This is a genomic window from Pseudenhygromyxa sp. WMMC2535, assembly GCF_011083025.2.
This window is the reverse complement of record NZ_JABJWV010000001.1, coordinates 3,387,455-3,404,668: the sequence shown is the minus strand read 5'-3', so window position 1 is coordinate 3,404,668 and position 17,214 is coordinate 3,387,455. Positions and strand designations below refer to the sequence as shown.

Annotated in this window: 15 protein-coding genes; 9 read left to right on the top strand and 6 right to left on the bottom strand. The window is 70.0% G+C overall.

What is annotated here, in order from left to right; translation table 11 throughout:
- Positions 1-38 precede the first annotated feature (38 nt).
- On the top strand, positions 39-2,027 hold the full coding sequence (locus tag G6O69_RS13200) for a S8 family peptidase (protein ID WP_176396812.1): 1,989 nt from the start codon (positions 39-41) through the stop codon (positions 2,025-2,027).
- A 223-nt stretch (positions 2,028-2,250) separates the two neighbouring features.
- Here the strand turns inward: G6O69_RS13200 and G6O69_RS13195 are convergent, their stop codons facing one another.
- Positions 2,251-2,961 (bottom strand): hypothetical protein, encoded by a 711-nt coding sequence (locus G6O69_RS13195; RefSeq protein WP_176396811.1) that lies wholly within the window; start codon positions 2,959-2,961, stop codon positions 2,251-2,253.
- A 167-nt stretch (positions 2,962-3,128) separates the two neighbouring features.
- On the bottom strand, positions 3,129-3,638 hold the full coding sequence (locus G6O69_RS13190) for a hypothetical protein (RefSeq protein WP_172303856.1): 510 nt from the start codon (positions 3,636-3,638) through the stop codon (positions 3,129-3,131).
- 269 nt (positions 3,639-3,907) lie between these two features.
- Here G6O69_RS13190 and G6O69_RS13185 point away from each other — a divergent pair, with 269 nt between their 5' ends.
- Entirely contained in the window at positions 3,908-4,747 is an 840-nt protein-coding gene (locus tag G6O69_RS13185) for a metallophosphoesterase (protein WP_172303855.1), read from the top strand.
- A gap of 139 nt (positions 4,748-4,886) precedes the next feature.
- On the opposite strand, the gene G6O69_RS13180 is transcribed toward G6O69_RS13185, so the two are convergent.
- Positions 4,887-5,882 carry a WYL domain-containing protein gene (locus G6O69_RS13180; protein ID WP_172303854.1) on the bottom strand — a complete coding sequence of 332 codons (996 nt, stop codon included), beginning with the start codon at positions 5,880-5,882 and terminating at the stop codon, positions 4,887-4,889.
- Between the two features lie 218 nt (positions 5,883-6,100).
- On the opposite strand from G6O69_RS13180, the gene G6O69_RS13175 reads away from it, so the two are divergent.
- Complete coding sequence (locus G6O69_RS13175) at positions 6,101-6,271, top strand: hypothetical protein (RefSeq protein ID WP_172303853.1); 171 nt, start codon at positions 6,101-6,103, stop codon at positions 6,269-6,271.
- Between the two features lie 170 nt (positions 6,272-6,441).
- Here the strand turns inward: G6O69_RS13175 and G6O69_RS13170 are convergent, their stop codons facing one another.
- Positions 6,442-7,725 carry a LeuA family protein gene (locus G6O69_RS13170; protein WP_172303852.1) on the bottom strand — a complete coding sequence of 428 codons (1,284 nt, stop codon included), beginning with the start codon at positions 7,723-7,725 and terminating at the stop codon, positions 6,442-6,444.
- A 48-nt stretch (positions 7,726-7,773) separates the two neighbouring features.
- On the bottom strand, positions 7,774-8,973 hold the full coding sequence (locus tag G6O69_RS13165; RefSeq protein WP_346017038.1) for an acetyl-CoA C-acetyltransferase: 1,200 nt from the start codon (positions 8,971-8,973) through the stop codon (positions 7,774-7,776).
- Positions 8,974-9,065: 92 nt separating this feature from the next.
- Here G6O69_RS13165 and G6O69_RS13160 point away from each other — a divergent pair, with 92 nt between their 5' ends.
- The 4 genes from G6O69_RS13160 to G6O69_RS13145 are packed head-to-tail and all read left to right on the top strand — an operon-like array spanning position 9,066 to position 13,653.
- Positions 9,066-9,917, top strand: coding sequence for a hypothetical protein (locus G6O69_RS13160; RefSeq protein ID WP_172303850.1), 852 nt, complete (start codon positions 9,066-9,068; stop codon positions 9,915-9,917).
- Positions 9,918-9,937: 20 nt separating this feature from the next.
- On the top strand, positions 9,938-12,097 hold the full coding sequence (gene uvrB, locus G6O69_RS13155; protein WP_172303849.1) for an excinuclease ABC subunit UvrB: 2,160 nt from the start codon (positions 9,938-9,940) through the stop codon (positions 12,095-12,097).
- Positions 12,098-12,115: 18 nt separating this feature from the next.
- Complete coding sequence (locus G6O69_RS13150; protein WP_172303848.1) at positions 12,116-12,481, top strand: helix-turn-helix transcriptional regulator; 366 nt, start codon at positions 12,116-12,118, stop codon at positions 12,479-12,481.
- Positions 12,482-12,522: 41 nt separating this feature from the next.
- Complete coding sequence (locus G6O69_RS13145; RefSeq protein WP_172303847.1) at positions 12,523-13,653, top strand: hypothetical protein; 1,131 nt, start codon at positions 12,523-12,525, stop codon at positions 13,651-13,653.
- Between the two features lie 10 nt (positions 13,654-13,663).
- On the opposite strand, the gene G6O69_RS13140 is transcribed toward G6O69_RS13145, so the two are convergent.
- Positions 13,664-15,454, bottom strand: a complete 1,791-nt coding sequence (locus G6O69_RS13140) for a hypothetical protein (RefSeq protein WP_172303846.1) — start codon at positions 15,452-15,454, stop codon at positions 13,664-13,666.
- A 188-nt stretch (positions 15,455-15,642) separates the two neighbouring features.
- Between G6O69_RS13140 and G6O69_RS13135 the strand changes: the two genes are divergently transcribed.
- Both G6O69_RS13135 and G6O69_RS13130 read left to right on the top strand, forming a co-directional pair.
- On the top strand, positions 15,643-16,221 hold the full coding sequence (locus tag G6O69_RS13135; protein ID WP_172303845.1) for a hypothetical protein: 579 nt from the start codon (positions 15,643-15,645) through the stop codon (positions 16,219-16,221).
- Between the two features lie 6 nt (positions 16,222-16,227).
- Positions 16,228-17,199 carry a YndJ family transporter gene (locus tag G6O69_RS13130; protein ID WP_172303844.1) on the top strand — a complete coding sequence of 324 codons (972 nt, stop codon included), beginning with the start codon at positions 16,228-16,230 and terminating at the stop codon, positions 17,197-17,199.
- Positions 17,200-17,214: the final 15 nt, after the last annotated feature.

The following is a 17,214-nucleotide window of genomic DNA, read 5'->3' as shown; positions in this document are numbered from 1 at the left end:
AAAAGCCAGGGATTGCGCCGCTCACGCGAGCGCACACCGTGCACGAAGCTGCGCTGCGCCCTATAATTTCGCAGCCCTGGCTGCCTCCGCGCGCCGGCCCCGAGACCATCATGAGCAACACCTCCCGTCCCCGAGTCGTCCTCGCCGGAACCGCCCTCTTCGGCCTCACCTGCCTGCTCGCCTGGCAACACCGCGAGACCGATGCAGGTCTGCGCGCCCAGGACATCCAGGAGGCATCGATCGCCGCCGAGCTAGCGGCCGGCCCGGACCAAGACGGCCGCCAGTTGCTCTTGGATCTCGTCGAGCCCGAGGACGGCGAAGGTGGCAGCGAGGCCGAGCTCCTGGCCCTCGTCGACTCCCTCGGTCTGCCCGCCGAGCCGGCCGGCTTCTACGCCGAAGGTGAGCACCTGTGGCGTGTGCACGGCAGCCCCGAGCAGCTCGCCAGGCTCCAGGAGAGCCTCGCGGATCACCCCAAAGCTCACCTCATCGAGGGGATCGAGGCCGAGCTCACCTACAGCCTGCCCGACAACGCGCTGATCGCCCTCGACCAGGACGGGGATGGCGATTGGGCCGCGGGTGAGGACGCCGACGTGCAGCGCCCGGATCGCCCGCGCTTTTCTCCCAACGACCCGCTCTACCCCAAGCAGTGGCACCTCGACGCGATCAACGTTCCCGAGGCGTGGATGCACACCCGCGGCCAGGGAGCCACGGTCGCGGTCATCGACACGGGCGTGGCCTACAAGGACTTCAGCTGGAAGAACGTCGAGGCCAAGGCCGTGCCCGACCTCGCCGGCGTCGAGATGGTCGCCGGCAAGAGCTTCGTGGCCAACGGCCTGCCCGACGGCCTCGACGACCACGCCCACGGCACCCACGTGGCCGGGACCATCGCTCAGGCCACGGACAACGGCGTGGGCGTGGCCGGGGTCGCCCACCAGGCCAAGGTCATGCCCCTGAAGGTGCTCGGGGCCAGCGGCGGCGGCTCGGTGGCAGACATCTCCAACGCGATCCGCTACGCCGCCGACAACGGGGCCGACGTGATCAACATGAGCCTCGGCGGCCCGCTGCCCTCGCGGGTCATGGCCAAGGCCGTGAAGTACGCCCACGACAAGGGCACCACGGTGATCTGCGCGGCCGGCAACGAGCGGCGCTCGCGGGTGTCCTACCCCGCGTCCTACGAGGGCGCCGTGGCCGTGGCCGCCACCGGCATGACGGGCAAGCGCTCGTTCTACTCCAACTGGGGCAAGGATCTCGACATCTCCGCCCCCGGCGGCGACCAGAGCAAGGAGTTCGGCCAGGAGGGCGGCGTCCTCCAAAACACGATCATGGTCGGCGACCCCTCGCGCAACGACTACCTGTGGTTCCAGGGCACCTCCATGGCCTCGCCCCACGCCGCGGGCGTCGCTGGGCTGATCGTCTCCGCCGGCGTCGACAACCCCGTGGAGGTCGAGCGCATCTTGAAGGAGACCGCCCACCACCCCGACGGCAAGACCTGGGACAAGGAGTACGGCGCGGGCCTGATCGACGCCGAGGCGGCGGTGATCGCCGCGCGCGCGGACTACCAGGGCGAGCGCCTGGGCTTCGCCGGCCTGCTGGGCCTGCTGAGCTTCGCCGGCCTGGGCTTCCTGGGCCGCGGCCAGAGCCACGGCCAGGACCAGGCGCCGCGCAGCGCCGCGCGCAAGCTGCTGGGCGGCGCGAGCTTGCTCGGTGGCGTCGCCCTGGCCGCCGGCGTCCTCGTCACCCCGCTGGCCTACGCCGCGGGCACCAGCGCGGGCCTGATGGGCTCGGGGCTGATGCTCTCGGCGCTGCTGCCCACGCTGCTGACCTTGGTCCTCCTCCAGGTCCGTTCACTTCGTGCCTTCCTGGCCGGGCTCAACCTCGGCTGGGCGGCCCTGCTGGCCCACGGCGCGGTCGTGCTGCCCACGCTGATCCAGGGCGTCCCCGGTGGCGCCGGCTGGGACCGGCTGTGGCTCGCCGCCAACGCCCTCGTCACCCTGTGGCTGGCTCGCCGCGCGGCCGACCTGTCCTGAGTACCGAGGGGGCCCGAATCCCAAAAGGGAGCGGGCCCCCGGGCCTGCCCCCGCGTTGTGCGCATACTCTTTGTGCACCCCAACGCGAGGCGCAAGCGCCGACAAAATAGGGCGACCCGAGTGGGTCGCCCTATTGTCGTGCTGCGAAGCGCGCACAGTGAGCTCAAAGAAACTTCATAATCGACGCCTCGGCTCGAGAGGCTGCAATCGAATCGTTGTGGTTTTAGACCCCTCGGTCTCGACTGCTCTCCAGCCACAGAGGCAAGGTCGCGTCGACCCCCTCGGCCTCGAGGCGCTCCTTGGCCTCTTTCATCTCATCGACTCGCCCGCCCTCGGCGTCGACGAGCACCGCGAGCGGATAGGTGCCCAGGGCCGGCTCCCAGCGCCGCCGCAGCTCGTTGAACTCGTCCATGCGCGCGGCGTCCTTCCAGTCCTCCTCCTTGAGCTCGAGGACCCGGACGTCGCCGATCATCGAGCGCGGGTGCATGTTCCCGAGCTCGAGATCCAGGCGCTTACAGGGCTCGCACCAGTCGGCGGAGAAGAGCACCAATACACGCTTGCCCTCGGCGGTGGCCTCGCCGTGGACGCGCTCGAACATCTGTGAGAGGCGCTCCCCCTGGCGCGGTCGCAGTCGGCGCAAATCGTAGCCCACGAGCGCGCCAGGGTCCTCCTGGGCGCCAGGGCCGTCTCCAGCACCCTGCGCGTCCGCTGCGCTCGCGCCGGGGCCCTCCCCCTCGACGCCCCCGCCACAGCCCCAGACGAGCACCAGCGCCGCCGACAGCAGCCACGCTGCGCTCCAGGTCTTCTCTCGCAGCTCTCGCAGCGACGCCCGCGATGCCTCACACCGCGGGCGCTTCGCCTCTCGTGACGCGCTCTGACACCAATGCACGCCTGCACATAACCTCGCGCGAGCCGCGAGGCAAGCCGCGGACACGGCTCCTAGGAGCCCGTGGTGAAGCCCAGCGCGGCTCCTGGCGCCGGGATTTTCGTCGAGGGCGCGGAGCCAAAACGCCGCTGTACCGGGCGTACTGTCAGTTTTGGCGACAAAGCCCTCGGCGAAAAGACCAAGCGAGGTGTCGTGTTGGGTTTCACCACGGGCTCCTAGTCCTCGTCGTCCTCGATCTCGTCGTCGTCCTCGAATTCCACGGTGCTGTAGCGCATCCCCCGGGCCTTGCCCTCCCAGGTGACCCTGCCACGGTCGATCAAACGTGCGAGGGACTTGCGCACCTGCAGCGCGGTGCCGCCAACCTCGGCCGTGATCTCCGGCGCCTTGATGGGCCGCTCCGCGTTCTCGACGACCGCAAACACCGCCGCGTCATAGGCCTTGCGGCCCTCTGGCGTGCGCGTATTGACCGGCTTGGTCTTCTGCTTGCGCTTCTTCTTCTTGTTGTTGGTGGTGTTGCCCTCTGCTGCCGAACGCGTCCCGCCAGCTCGCCCTCCCTCGAGGATGTCGCCAACGGACACGGAGCTGAGCAAGTTGGCAAACTTACCCTTTCCAAGCTTGGTCAATTCGGCGAGCGTGAGCTGCGGGTTCTCGAGGACGAGGTTGATGAACACGTCGCGCTCCACAGCCTCCACAGCCGAGTTGAATTCACGTTCGAAACTGGACACGCACAGACCATAGCACAATCGAATCACAACACGAACATCTGTCTCCCATTTTTTGAGCACCACTGGCAATTGGAACACCCCACTGAATGTTGACGATCGGGCACAATGTCCAAGTGGCCATAAATTTGACCTTTCGGACAGGCAGAGCGTCTCGAAGTGGCCCTACGTGGCAACTATGGATATAGTCTCGGCCGCCTTCCACACCGCCCGGACGCCCACCTGGCTGTCCCAAAGTGCAGGGTATCTCGGGTGACTGCTATGCTCCGGGCGTGCAGCCATCATTCGATCTGATCGGCGACGTCCACGGGATGATCCAGACCCTGGACGCCACCATCGCGCGCCTGGGCTACCGCAAGGGCGGCGGCGGACGAGCCGGGCGCTGGGGCCACCCTGGCGGCCGAACGTTGATTTCCCTGGGAGATCTACTCGATCGTGGGCCCGACCCCCTCGGCTGCTGTGAGCGCATCGCGGCCATGGTCGAGGACGGCTGCGCGGCCATGATCATCGGCAACCACGAACTCAACGCCCTGCACTGGGTCGAGGGCTTGCGCACACATAGTGAGAAAAACCGGGCACAGTTTGCGACTACGTTGGCGCAGATCGAGGTCGATTCCGCGCGCTGGGATCGCGCCCGAAGCTTCATTGAATCGCAACCCACGCACTTGCAGCTGATGCTCCCAGACGGCCCGCTACGTGTCATTCACGCCTACTGGGACGAGGACACGACGCGCTCGCTCCCGCCCCGCCTAGACCCCGACATCCTGCGTCGTAGCGCCCCAGGCGGCGATCTCGAGCCAATCTTTGAACGCTACATCAAGGGTCCAGAGGAGCGCTGTGCGCCCTACGAGGACCAAAATGGCCACGTCCGCAGCACTCGGCGTATTCCATGGTGGCGTGATTACCCCGAGCGTGCGCCGAAGACCGTCTTTGGCCACTACTGGTGGCCGTGGTCTGGCTTACTCACCCCAAGGCATCCAAGTTGGGCCGGGCCGGGCCGCAACGCCGCCTGCCTCGACTTTGCCGCAGGTCGCGGCGGCCCCCTCGTCGCCCTGCGCATGCCCGAGGGCGAATTCATCACGGTGGACAATCGAGATGTTCCCGGTCGCTGATTGATCGGTCGCGCAAAACACACACACTCCACCTTTCGTGGGATCATGTAGATTTCGCGCGCGGCACGGGGAGGCCAATTTAGCAGGCCCGCCCGGCGTTCGACCCGCCGCCAGGCGGGACCCCGTGCCCATGCGAGGCTCAGGCCAGAGCCGCGAGGATCGCTCGTGCGTGGCCGAGGACGGCCTCGCGCAGCTCGGGCGGCTCGATCGAGACCAGCGCGTCTCCAATCGAGAGCAGCCGCCGGGCGAGCTCTCGACAGGAGCGATAGGCCACCTTTCGCTCGAGCAATTCCCCCTGCTCAATCCAGCGATCTTCCTGCCCGGGGTCCCAGACATTGTGGTGGACCCAGCGCGCCATTGGGGCGCGAATCCGCAAGGTCGCCGTCCCGGGCCGATCTTGATCGATGCCAAAGGCAGGGTCGTGGTCTCCCCAGATCCTATCCTGACTCGGCACCGGCTCTCGAGGCGACAGGCCCGCGATCACCTCGGCGGCCTCGATCTGCGCGACCCGAAAGCTGCGCGCGTCGGCGTGGGTCCGCGACCACGCGCGCAGATACATGTTCCCGTCGTGCAGACGCAACTGCCACGGCTCGACGTCGTGGACCCTCGCGCCGCCCTCGGCGCTCCACGGGCTGGCATAGCGAATCTGCACGACCTGCTTGGTGACGGCGCCGAGCAGCACCGAGAGCACCCGCGGGTCCGTGCGGCTGCCCGTCGTCAATGTTGCGACCAGGCTGCCAGGTCGCGCGCCCGCGCTGGGCAAGTCGCCGCGCTCGCGGATCTCCGCGTCCATCTGCTCGGAGAGCCGGCGCAGGCGGACCGTGATCTCCTCGTCGGCGATCGGCGCGAGCAGAGCCTCCGCGAACAACACAGCGGACAGATCCGCCGGCTCGGGATCGCTCAGCGGCAGCGTGAACAGAGAGTCTCGGAGCACCCACCGGCCCTGGGAGCGATCGAACTCCACCGGGGAGTCGCAGGCGTCTCGCAGCCAGGTCAAGGCGCGCTGGATCGAGGGATGGGAGACCCCGGCGACGTTGGCCAAGACCTCCTTGCTCGCGCCCTCCGGGTTGTCACGAAGGTGGCGAAGCAAGACCCGCGCCGTGTCCTTGACGAGCTCCGAGGGTCCGTCGGTCATGGGGGCCTTCATACCAGGAACACAGGCCGTGACGATTCAGCACGGTCCGTGAAAACGTGACGATCTGACTCACCGCGACGAGCCTGTCATCCTGTCCTTTGGACCACGCGCTGCGAGGGCAGACGCGCACGCGCCTCAGGACCCACGGCGCAGCGCTCGTGGGCCGCGAATTTCTGCCAAAAATTTGCGGATACGCGAAAGCGCGGGAGACTGATCACATGGACTATGTAGGCGCTGAGAAACTTCGGCCCAAGCTGCGTACGGGCTCGCTCCCCGGCCTGCCTTGGCGCTCACTGACCCGGCGTGACGACCTCGAAGACCGCATGCCCGCGCTGATTTTGCTGAGCTTCGCGATGCTGGCGGCGATCCAGCTGCTGCTCCGCGGCTAGCAGTCGCTCTAGGAGCCCGTGGTGAAACCCAACACGACACCTGGCTTGGTCTTTTCGCCGAGGGCTTTGTCGCCAAAACTGGCAGTACACCCGGTACAGCGGCGTTTTGGCTTCGCGCCCTCGACGAAAATCCCGGCGCCAGGAGCCGCGCTGGGTTCCACCACGGGCTCCTAGGAGCCGGCGCGCATGGAGCCGGCGCCAAAGGACTCGACCTCGGCCATGATCTCCTCGTCGCTGAGGATGTGATCGGTGGTCTTGGCGCGAGCGAAGATCTGTTTGACGAGGCCCTCGGCGGGCTCGATGCCGCGTTTTTCGAGCCAATAGCGGACATTGGACTCGCCGGACATGAAGCCGACCTCGATGCACTGCTGCTTGCCGAACCAGTTGGCTGGCACGCCGCTATAGATGCGATCGGCGAGGTCCGCATCACCCTTTTTGATCGCCTTGATGACGGCGGCCGCGTGGACCCCCGTGGCGGTGCGGAAGGCGTCCTCGCCGACGAGGGGATACTGGCGATGGATGGGCACGTGGCAGGCCGCGGCGACGGCCTCGCACCAGGGCACGAGCGCGCTGAGGTCGTTGTCGATCTCGCCGAGCAGCTTGAGGTTCATCAGCGTCTGATCGAGGGACGCGTTGCCGACCCGCTCGCCGATGCCGAGGGCCGTCCCGTGGATGCGGTCGGCCCCAGCCTCGAGCGCGACGATGTTGTTGGTCACCCCGAGCCCGCGGTCATTGTGCCCATGCCAGTCGACGCCGACGTGGCTCATGCCAATGGCCTCGAGCAGCATGCGGGTGAAGGTCACCAGATCGCGGACGCCGTCGGGGGTCGCGTGGCCGACGGTGTCGCAGATGCACAGCCGGGCGACGCCGTGCTCGACGGCGCAGGAGAACAGCTGGTTGAGGACCTGCGGGGTCGAGCGCGTGGTGTCCTCGGTGACGAAGCACATCGGCAGGCCCCGCTTGCGGCACAGGTCCGCGGCCGCCCGGGTGCGCTCGAGCAGGGTCGAGATCGTCCAGTCCTCGGTGTACAGGCGGATCGGGCTCGAGCCCAAGAAGGCGTAGACGGTGATCTCCTTGCCGGTCGCCTCGGCGATGTCGGCGACGGCGTTGATGTCTTTTTCGTGGGTCCGGGCGGCGCAGGCGTAGGCGATGTCGAGGCCCTCGCGCTCGCCGTATTCGATCAGCGCGGTGACGTGGTCGATCTGCGCCTTGCCGGCCCCGGGCAGCCCGAGGTCGACGGCGTCGATGCCCAGCGCCGCCGTCAGCCGCAGGATCTCCTGCTTTTGTTCGAGCGAGGGATCACGCACCGAGGGCGACTGGATCCCGTCGCGCAGGGTCTCGTCGAAGAAGCTGACGCGGCGGTCCTTGAGCGGGCTCAGCGAGGTCCTGCGCTTGCGCGAGTTCCAGTCGAAGATCAGGTCCTTGATGTCGGGCTGAGTGGCTGAGTTCGTCATGCTCGTTGGCTCCCTCGAGGTTGCCCTCGGTGCGTGGTGATCGGGCTCCTAGGCGCGCTCGAGCACCAAGGCGATGCCCTGGCCGCCGCCGATGCAGGCCGAGCCGACGGCGTACTTGCCCTCGCGCCGGCGCAGCTCGTGGACCAGGTGCGCGGTGATCCGCGCCCCCGAGGCCCCGAGCGGGTGACCCAAGGAGATCGCGCCGCCGTCGACGTTGACCTTGTCGCGGTCGAGCTCGAGCTCCTTTTCACAGGCGAGGTACTGGGGCGCGAAGGCCTCGTTGATCTCGATCAGGTCCATGTCGCCCAGGCCCAGGCCCGCGCGATCGAGGGCGCCCTTGATCGCCGGCACGGGGCCGATGCCCATGATCTTGGGATCGACGCCGGCGACCTTCCACTGGACCAGGCGGGCCAGGGGCTTCAGGCCGTGCTGCTTGACGGCCTCCTCGCTGGCGAGGATCAGCGCGCCGGCGCCGTCGCAGATGCCCGAGGCGTTGCCGGCGGTCACGACCCCCTCCTTGGAGAAGGACGGGCGCAGCTTGGCCAGGCCCTCCATGGAGGCGTCGGCCCGGGGATGCTCGTCGACCTCGACGAGCTTGTCGCCGCGGCGGCTCTCGACGGTGACCGCGGCCATCTCGGCGGTGAAGCGACCGCCCTCCTGGGCCGCGGCCCAGGCTTGCTGGCTGCGCAGCGCATAGGCGTCGCACTGCTCCCGGGTGATGCCGTGCTGCTTGGCCAGGTTCTCGGCGGTCATGCCCATGGCACAGCCGGCGTAGGTGTCGGTCAGCGAGGCCCACAAGGTGTCCTCGAGCACGGGGCTCTGGCCCAGGCGGGCGCCCCAGCGCAGGCCGCGGGCGGCGTGCGGGGCCTGGCTCATGCTCTCGGTCCCGCCGGTGAGCACGACCTCGGCGTCACCAACGAGGATCTCGTGGGCGCCATTGACCACGGACTGGAAGCCCGAGCCGCACAGGCGGTTGACGGTCAGCGCGGGCGAGGGCACGGGCACGCCGCTGCGCAGGCCGACGTGGCGGGCCATGTAGAGCGCGTCGGCGGAGGTCTGGCAGACGTTGCCGACGACGACGTGGTCGACGATCTCGGGGTTGACGGCGCCGGCCTCGAGCGCGGCTTGGGCCGCGACGACCTGCAGGTCGATGGCGCTCAGGTCTTTGAGGGAGCCACCAAAGGCTCCAAAAGGGGTGCGTTTGGCGGCGACGATGTAAATGGCACGAGACAGGGTTTTGACGGTCACGGGCTGGTAGTATGCCATGCACCCAAAGGCCGCCTCGGCGTCGGCGAAGGCGCCCTGTGTGGCTCTGCGCGGGCTTCCTCACGATTTTGCACATGCTCTCGACGGTCGCCCTGCTCTGCACATGGCTCGCGTGGACGCCGAGCGAGGCGGGCGCGGGCAACGAACGCGGCCGAGGAGCGCCCGCGACCGTCGATTCCGCGGGCGAAGCTGCGGATCGCGGCGAGGCAGATGCCACTGTGAATCTTCCTGCCGAGTCCGCCGCGCCTGCCGAGCATGGCCACGCCAGCCATGCCGATCGTGCCAATCATGCCGAACCCGAGCAGGCCGAGGCTGCGCCGCGCAGGCCCGGGCTGCGCGCGTGGCTGACTCGACCGCGCCCTCGCAGCGCGCGCTTCTTGGACCACGGGGTGCTCGCCCTGAGCGTCGCCGGCGGGACGCCGCACCTCTACCGCCTCGACCTGCGCGTCGGCCTGCTCGACCTGCTCAGCCTCGGGTTCACGACGCACTGGCTCCCCGGCCAGCGCGCGCCGCAGATCTGGCCGGTGGCCGCCCTCGCCCTGTGGCGCGGCCGCGTGTTCGAAGTCGGCGCGCACTATCGGCCGGTGCTCCACCCCCCGGTCGATCCCAGCGAGCACTTCGTCCCCCGCACCCACTTCGCCCTCGCCAGCTTCGTGCTCTCGAGCGGGTGGATCTCCGGGGGCCTCGACGCTGGCTTTGGCCACGCCCGAGTCGCGAGCGTCGACCCCGGCGCCACGCTCGAGTTCACGCGGCGCTCGGCCTTCGCCGGGGGCGTGTTCGCCCGGGTCGGCACCCGCCGCTGGGGGGTCAGCGCCGACGCCCTGGCGCTGCTGACTCCAGATCCCCTGCTGGTGTTCGAGCTCGCCGTGGACCTGCGCTTCGGGGCTTTCGAGCGGCGTCCGCCCGGGGGCTGGACGCGACCATGAGGCCGGGGTAGGTCGAGCGCATGCCTCCGCGCCGACGCACCGCGAGCTCCGCCGAAGAAGCCTGGGAGAGCGAGAGCGAGGCCGATCTCGGCTGGGATCTCGAGAACCCGCTGCGCCCGTCGATCGCCGCCGATCGCCCCTTCGAGCTGGTCACCGAGCTCGAGCCGCGCGGCTCCCAGCCCAAGGCGATCACCAGCCTGGTCGAGGGCCTGCGCGCCGGCGACGAGAACCAGGTCCTGCTCGGGATCACCGGCTCGGGCAAGACCTTCACCGTGGCCAACGTGATCGCCCAGGTCCAGCGGCCCACGCTGCTCCTCGCCCACAACAAGACCCTCGCGGCCCAGCTCTACGGCGAGTTCAAGGCGCTCTTCCCCCAAAACGCCGTCGAGTACTTCGTCAGCTACTACGACTATTACCAGCCCGAGGCCTACGTCCCCTCGACGGACACCTATATCGAGAAGGACTCGAACATCAACGAGCAGATCGACCGCATGCGCCACGCGGCGACCTACTCGCTGCTCTCGCGCCGCGACGTGATCATCATCGCGAGCGTGTCGTGCATCTTTGGTATCGGCTCGGCCGAGGCCTACTACGGCATGGTCGCGCCGATCAGCGTGGGCGAGGAGCTCGACCGCGACGTGCTCCTGCGCCGCCTGGTCGCGATGCAGTACGAGCGCAACGACGTCGACTTTCACCGCGGGACCTTTCGCGTGCGCGGCGACGTGGTCGAGATCTTCCCGGCCTACGAGGACGACAAGGCCGTGCGCGTCGAGTTCTTTGGCGACGAGGTCGAGGCGATCCGCGAGATGGATCCGCTGCGCGGGACCACGCGCGGGACCATGAAGCGGGTCACGATCTTCCCCGCCAGCCACTACGTGACCCCGGCCAGCAAGCTGCGCACGGCCATCCAGGGCATCCAGACCGAGCTCGGCGAGCGGCTGACCGAGCTGCGCGGGGACAACCGCCTGGTCGAGGCCCAGCGCCTCGAGCAGCGCTGCATGTTCGACCTCGAGATGCTCGAGGAGATGGGCCGCTGCTCGGGCATCGAGAACTACTCGCGCCACCTCTCGGGCCGCGCCCCGGGCGAGCCCCCGCCGACGCTGCTCGACTACTTCCCCGACGACTTCTTGCTGGTCATCGACGAGTCCCACGTGACCTTGCCCCAGGTCCGGGCGATGTTCCGCGGCGACCGGGCGCGCAAGTCGACCCTGGTCGAGCACGGCTTTCGCCTGCCCTCGGCCCTCGACAACCGCCCGCTGCGCTTCGAGGAATTCCAAGAGCGCACCGGCCAGCGCATCTACGTGTCGGCGACCCCCGGCGACTACGAGCTCGAGTGCACCGAGGGCGTGGTCGTCGAGCAGATCATCCGACCCACGGGGCTGCTCGACCCGGAGATCGAGATCCGCCCGATCGCCGGTCAGGTCGACGACCTGCTCGACGAGGTCAAGGCGCGCATCGACCGTGACGAGCGCGTGCTGGTCACGACCCTGACCAAGCGCATGGCCGAGGACCTGACCGAGTACTACGCCGACCTGGGCCTGCGCGTGCGCTACCTGCACTCGGACGTGGACACCCTCGAGCGCACCGAGATCATCCGCGACCTCCGGCTCGGCGAGTTCGACGTGCTCGTGGGCATCAACTTGCTGCGCGAGGGCCTCGACATCCCCGAGGTCTCGCTGGTCGCGATCCTCGACGCCGACAAGGAGGGTTTCCTCCGGGCCGAGCGCAGCTTGATGCAGACCTGCGGCCGTGCGGCCCGCAACGTCAACGGCCGGGTGATCATGTACGCCGACCGGATCACCGACTCGATGCGCAAGGCCATCGACGAGACCGAGCGCCGGCGCGCGATCCAGGACGCCTACAACCGAGAGCACGGGATCACCCCACGCAGCACCCGGGCCAAGATCACCCCCCTCGAGCAAGACAAGGCCCCGCCCGGGAGCGCAGGGGGCGGGCGCGGCAAGACCAAGGGCCGCGGCAAGGCCAAGGAGGAGCTGCCCGTGGGCCTCGATCGCGCCGACGACCTCGACCTCCTGCCCAGCGAGCTGCCCGAGCGGATCCGCGAGCTCGAAGCACAGATGCGTGCGCTCGCCAAGGCGCTACGCTACGAGGACGCGGCGCAGCTGCGAGATCGCGTCCGGGTCCTCGAGGCCCGGCGCCTGGCGTTCGAGGGAGACTGACCCCCCAGACGAGGTCCCATGAGCGAGGAAGACGAGCGCGAGCAAGCCGAGCGGCGCTACATGGTCGAGCTCGGCCTGCGCATCCGAGCCGAGCGGATCCTGCGCAGCATGACCCAAAAGGACGCCGCGCAGGCGGCCGGCATCGCCACCGACATGATCTCGCGCATCGAGAACGGTCGCTACCAGAGCCCCGGCCTGCGGACCTTGCTGCGCATCGCCGACGGCTTTGGCATGCCCGTGTCCAAGCTGCTCCCCGACGGCAGCAACGACCCGCCCCGCGCCGAGTCACAAAACGCCCGCCTGGTCGCGTTGACGCACCGCGCCGAGCCGCGCGACCTGGATCTGATCGTCGAGATCGCCAGCGCCATCGTCAACCGCAAGTGAGCCCGCGCCACGGCCTGGCCGCGCGGGGTATCCTCCCCGCCATGCCGCGCGCGCAGCATCGAGGCAGCTCGGGCCGGTGGGTCCCTGCGGGCGCGTGTGCGCTGCTCTCGATCGCGCCCTTCCCCGCGCTCGTATCGGCCGCGCCCCCCCTCGACGCGACGCGCGTGAACGCGCCCAGCCCCGAGGCCCCCAGCCCGGGCGAGCCCCAGACCGCCCTCGAGTGGTTCGACCGCGGCCTCGAGCTCGCCGGCCGCGAGGACTTCGAGGCCGCGGCCGAGGCCTTCTTGCGCTCGCACGCGCTCCAGCCCACGACCCAGGCCCTGCTCAACGCCGCCTACGCCTTCGAGGCCGCGAAGCGCCCCCTCGACGCGGTCTCCAGCTACCGCCTCGTCCTCGCCCAGCCCGAGCTCGACGAGGGCCTCGCCGCCCAGGTCCGCGAGGCCCTCGACGCCCAGGTCGCCACGCTCGTGACCCTCAAGGGCGTGCGCTACTCCCCCGACCGCCCCCTCGCGCACCTGTGGATCAACGGCCGCGAGCGCGACATCGAGAACTTCCCGATGCTGCTCGAGCCCGGCCTCGTCGACATCGAGGCCGAGGACGAAGACGGCTACCGCGGCCGCGAGCGCGTGGCCCTGGACCCCGGCGAGGTCATGGTCGTCGACGTCGCCCGGCTGCTCCCCCCCCCCGTTCAGCTCCCGCCGCAGGACGTCGACGCGGCCACCGAGGGCGAGCTCGAAGGCGACTCCCCGACCACGAGCCCGACGTCCCCTTCGCGCCCGGATCAGATCCGCGACCAGCGACATCGCGGCGTGCTGATCAGCACCTGGGTCGGCGTCGGCCTGTCCGGGGCGCTCGGCGTCGGCATCTCGACCACCGGGCTGCTCACCAGGCGCGAGTACAACCTCTACAATGACTCGACCTGCTTCGAGGAGGGCGCCTGCGCGGGCTCGGACGATCCAAACGTCGACCCGCCCGGAGACCCCGAGGCCCACTACCAGGCGATGACGCGCTACGAAGACGCCACCAACGCGCTGATCGGCGTGGGCGTGGTCGTCGGCGCCGTCACCCTCGGCCTGGGCATCTCGGCGATCGTGCTCGGACGCAAGCGCGCCGCGGCCAGTGAGAGCGTCCGCCTCGCGCCTGTGCCCGGCGGCCTCGGTCTGCGCTTTTGAGCCCTCGAGCTCAGCGCCGCCGCTTGGGCTTTCGGCCCAGGCGCAGCCCGGTGCTCGTGTGCGTGCTCGAGCCCTCGACGCCGCGACCGGCTCGGGGCGCGCTTCCGGTGCGATAGCTGCCCGTGCCCTCGGGCCGCCCCGCGTCGGGCTGCGTCGGCCGCTTGGGTCGGCCCGCTCGCCGCAGGCTGCCCCGTTGGTTCGTGGCCACCGTGTCCGCGCCGGAGCCCTCTTCGTCGAGCCACGGTGACTGTGACTGTGACTGTGACTGTGACTGTGACTCGCGGGGCGCGTCGGCGCCCGCGGGCTCGTCGAGCCACGGCCCGCTCGCGGGGGCGGGTCCACCTGCGGCCGCGTGGGCCTGGGCCCCGCGCGGCTCGACGCGCGGGGGTCCACCCGCGGCCCGGTGGGCCTCCGCGCGCAGAGGGCCTCGCGCGGCCTCGAAGGGGCGCGTCGGCTCGCGGACACCTGTCTCCTCGGCGTCTAGATGCCGGGGCGCCTCTCGCTCGGGCTCGCGCGGGATGATCCGCGTGGGCTCGCGGGTGAGCGGCTCGTCGTAGCCGGGCTCGCCGGCGTGGCTCGGCCCATCGGCGTGGCTCGGCCCGTCAGCGTAGCTCGGCCCATCGGCGTGGCTCGGCCCGTCGGCGTAGCTCGGCCCGTCGGCGTAGCTCGGCCCGTCGGCGTAGCTCGGCCCGTCGGCGTAGCTCGGCCCGTCGGCGTAGCTCGGCCCGTCGGCGTAGCTCGGCCCGTCGGCGTAGCTCGGCCCGTCGGCGTAGCTCGGCCCGTCGGGATGGTCCGACTGAGGATGGCTCGCCCCCGGGTAGTCCGACTGGGGATGGTCCGGCCGCTCGAGATGGCGAGGCGAGCCCGAGCGGGCGGCCACCTCGGGGCCAGCGTGGCCACGCACCTGAGCTCGGCGGCCCTGAACCTGATCTAGGCGACCCTGAAAGGGCCGCGTCGGCGCGCGCTCTTGCAGCTCGGGGACATCCGCGCGCTCGGGCCTCCTCGCGCGCGGGCGGGTCGGCTCCCAGCCAGCCTCGTCCCACTGGTGCTCGTCGTGGCGCCGGTGGACCCCGGCCCGCTGCGGCGCCTCGGGCTCCGGCTCGCCCTCGAAGGCCTCGCTGGGATCGAAGGTCAGGTCGTCGTCGACCTCGATATAGGGGTCGTAGCGCTGGCGCTCGCTCGGCGCCGGCTCGCTCGGGCGGGGCTCCGACGCGCGCGGCTCGGGCTCCGGCGCGCCCATCGGCTCCGGCTCGGGCTCCGGCTCCGGCATGAGCTCGTCGAGCCAGGGCGCCGCGTTGAGCGGGCGGTCTCGGGCGGCCAAGGTCGCGTCGAAGATCTCGCTGGCCAGGCCGATCCCCGGCGGCCGCCAGCCCGCGGCCATGCGATCTCCCATGAGCTCCTGGACCTGGCGCAAGAGCGCAAAGTACTCCTTGCGCGTGCGCCGCTGATTGAGCACGTAGAACTCCGCGCCCTCGAGGCCGACGCTGGCCAGGCAGTGCACGCAGTCCTTACAGTCCACGCACAAGGTGAGGTAGCGCGAGCTCTTGCAGTCCCGCGAGTCCTCGCAGTAGCTGACCTTCTCACAGCTCACGCAGCGCTTGGACTGGGTACAACCGTTGCAGTCGATCGACTCATCGCAGTAGGTGCAGTCCTCGCAAGAGTCGCAGCCGATGCAAAAGCGGCAGTGGTTGCAGGCCCGGCAGTCCTCACAGCCGAAATTGCCCTCGCCGGGATCGTCGTCGTCGATCTCCCGATCTTCGATCAGCGTCTCGAGGGCAGCGAGGAACTCGTCGAGGGTCACGGCGCAGGCGGGCGAGCACGCGGGGCTACTCGCGCGGGCCAGGTTACGCGGGCGCCGGGCACAGATCCAAGAAAAGCCGCAGCCCGGGCGAAGCGCGCAGCCCCCATGGCTCGGGATGGTCAGGAGACGGCCTGGCTCACTGCGCAGGTAGATTGGACGGGCGCCAGCGACTACACTCCGCCGAACGCATGCCGACACGCCGTCATGCATCGCCTGCGGGCACTCGGTCTTCGCGCGAGCTTCGGCTCGGGCGCGAGCTTCGTCTTGGGCTCGCGCCGCTCGCGCTGACGCTCTTCGGCCTCGCCTGTCAGCCGGAGATCGGCGACCCCTGCAAGCGCTCGCTCGACTGCAGCGTCCAGGTGACCCGGCAGTGCGACGTCTCCAACGTCCCCAACGACCCCAACTCCGAGGGCGAGTGCACCCTCGAGAATTGCAGCTTGGGCGTGTGCCCGAGCGAGGCGATCTGCATCAAGGTCTACGCCACCGAGTTCATCTCGGTCTCCTGTGACCCCGAGCTCGAGGATCTGCCCAACGCCGAGGGCGAGATCACCAGCGACGCCTGCCTGCCCCACGAGGTCTGCCTGCCCGAGGGCCTGTGCGCCGACGAGCTGCGCGCCCGGACCAGCTGCCGGCGCGAGTGCAAGAGCGACAGCGACTGCCGCGACAACTACCAGTGCCTGCGGGTCGGCAGCGGGGGCGTCTACGTGGCCCCCGACCCCGACGATCCCGAAAAGCAGACCAGCGCGAAGATCTGCGTGCCCGAGTAGCCTGCCGTGGCACAGCTCCCCCGCAAGGCCGCCCTCGCGGGGACGCTGGTGTGGATCGCCTGGCTGCTCGTGATCGGCCCGCCGACGGTCGCCGTGCTCGTGGCGATCTCGCCCCTGGTCATCGTCCCCTTGCTGCTCCAGGCCATCGAGCCAGGGTCCGACGCCGAGTCGCGGCCGGAGTCCGAGCGGCGGCCCGCCAGGCTCATGCAGGCTCTGCGCCTGGCCCAGCTGCCCTGCGCGCTCTTCTTGCCCCTGGGCCTGAGCCTGCGCCCCGGCGGCCTGGCCATGCTCGCCTGCCTGCCCTGGGCCGCGTGGACGGTGCTCGCCGCCGCCGAGGCCCTGCGTCGAGTCATCGCCCTGCTGCGCCGTGGCCCGGCGGCCCTGCTGCGCCCCGGCCCTGCCCCCGGCGAGCTGGCCATCGCCGCGGGCCTCGGCTTCCCGGTGATCGGCAGCGCCTGGCTGCTCTGTGATCGCCTCGAGCTCCAGCCCCTGGGCTTCTCGCCGCTGATCGTCATCTTGACCGCCGCCCACTTTCACCACGCCGGGCTGAGCCTGCCGCTCTTCTCCGGCCTGCTCGTGCGCCGCGACCCCGAGCCGTGGATCTGGCGAGCCTGTGCCCTGGCCGTGGTCCTCGCCGTGCCCCTGGTCGCCGTCGGCATCACCGCCTCGCCGCAGCTCGAGCTCGTCGCCGCGTGGCTGACGGCCGCGGCTGGAGCCGGCGTGGGCGTGGGCATGCTGCTGCGCGCCCGCGAGCTGCCCACGATCCCCGGCCTGCTCTCCGCCCTATCCGGCGCGAGCGTGCTGGCGGGCATGGTGTTCGCCGCCAGCTACGCCCTGGGAGAGTTCGGCGGCGTGCCCGTGCCCGACATCGCCTCCATGGTCCAGCTTCACGGGGCGGTCAACGCCCTGGGCTTTGGCCTGCTCGGCGCGTGGAGCTGGACGGCGAAGGCGCCCGAGCTGCCGAGCTCGAGCGCCTGAGAGTCCAACCTGATC